Origin of the sequence: Nocardioides sp. CPCC 206348, from assembly GCF_048654705.1 — a bacterium.
Lineage (GTDB): Bacteria > Actinomycetota > Actinomycetes > Propionibacteriales > Nocardioidaceae > Nocardioides.
The window spans coordinates 21,902-23,411 of sequence record NZ_JBMCZA010000236.1; the positions used below are offsets into that span (position 1 = coordinate 21,902).

General features: G+C 65.9%; 2 protein-coding genes. Both read left to right on the forward strand.

The window, feature by feature from the left end:
* Positions 1 to 668 (forward strand): SDR family oxidoreductase (locus ACOADB_RS27125; RefSeq protein WP_378606411.1); only part of this gene is annotated, 668 nt, incomplete at its 5' end.
* Positions 669 to 776: 108 nt separating this feature from the next.
* Positions 777 to 1,510 (forward strand): sugar ABC transporter substrate-binding protein (locus ACOADB_RS27130; protein WP_378606414.1); only part of this gene is annotated, 734 nt, incomplete at its 3' end.

The window sequence follows — 1,510 nt, forward strand, 5'->3', positions numbered from 1 at the left end:
AGGTCGCCACCGCGGTGGGCGGAACCGCCGTGCCCGGGGATGTGTCCCTGGTCGAGGTGCTGGAGGAGATCATCGCCGCCGCCGAGAGCGCGTACGGGCCGGTGGATCTCTTCTTCGCCAACGCCGGTATCTCCGGGGAACCTGGCATCGGTGACAGCGATGAGGAGTGGCAGCGCACCCTCGACATCAACCTCCTGTCGCACGTGCGTGCAGCCCGCCTGCTGTTGCCGGGCTGGATCGAGCGCGGCTCGGGATACTTCGTCTCGACAGCCTCGGCCGCTGGGCTGCTGACACAGATTGGGGCGGCGCCCTACTCGGTCACCAAGCACGCGGCCGTCGGCTTCAGCGAGTGGCTGTCGGTCACCTACGGAGACCAAGGAATCCGGGTGAGCTGCATCTGCCCCATGGGGGTCAATACCAACATCCACAACGGCGCACTTGCGTCAGACGACGAGGCGTCGCAGCTCGGGGCGAGCGTCGTGGCAAGAGCCGGAACTGTTCTGGAACCCGAGGATGTCGCTGCGCTCACGTTGGCAGCCATCGAGGATGAGAGCTTCCTGGTCCTCCCGCACCCCGAGGTGCTCACGTACTACCGGCGCAAGGGATCTGACTACGACCGGTGGCTCGACGGGATGCGCCGGCTGCAGCGCGAAGCAGCCCGCTCCTAACTTCTGCCGCGGCCGGGCTCGTGTCAATTCTGTCCCGATGTCCGGCGGGTTCGACCTACCTCGGGGATGCCGCGCGTTCGTACGTTGGTGTGACCGGGGACACACCCAGTGGTCGCCTCGCACATCGAACCGAAACGCGACTTTCCCCTGACACCACCGACTTCTCGGGACACCACGAGTTCGTTCAGAACGAGCTGCTCCACGGCTGAGCGTGTCCACGCAGCCACATCGAGATCCAGAAGCAAGAGGAGAACAATGAGCAAGCGAACACATGTCGTCCAGGCCGACGCCGCAGTTGATCCGGGGTCGCGGTCGCCCAGACGGGGACAGCGCGCGGTCGCGCTACTGGCGCTGGGGGCGTTGATGTCCTTTGCAGCAGCCTGCGGGGAATCAGCAGGCGGGGGCGGCGGTACCACGACTCCTGAGGTGGTTGCAGAAGCGAAGGCAGCGGTCGCCAAGAATCGTGAGGGCACCGACCGTGCATTGCCGGCGAGCGCGCCGAAGCCGCAGGCTGACCAGAACGTCTGGGTCATCTCCTGCACCCAAGCGGCGGAGGGCTGTTCGCAACCTGCCGCTGGAGCGAAGGAGGCGGGCGAGAGCATCGGTTGGGACATGACCGTGTTCGACGGCAAGGGAAGCCCGGACGTCTTCGCGGAAGGAATCCGCTCCGCCGTCGCCGACAAGGCCGACGCGATCATTCTTGACGCCGTCGACTGCGTCGCCGTCAAGAGCGCGCTCCAGGAGGCCCGGGAGGCGGACGTCAAGATCTACGGCATCTTCTCCATGGATTGCGACGACCCGTTTGTCGGAGGTGAGCCACTCTTCGACGCCCAGCTCACCTA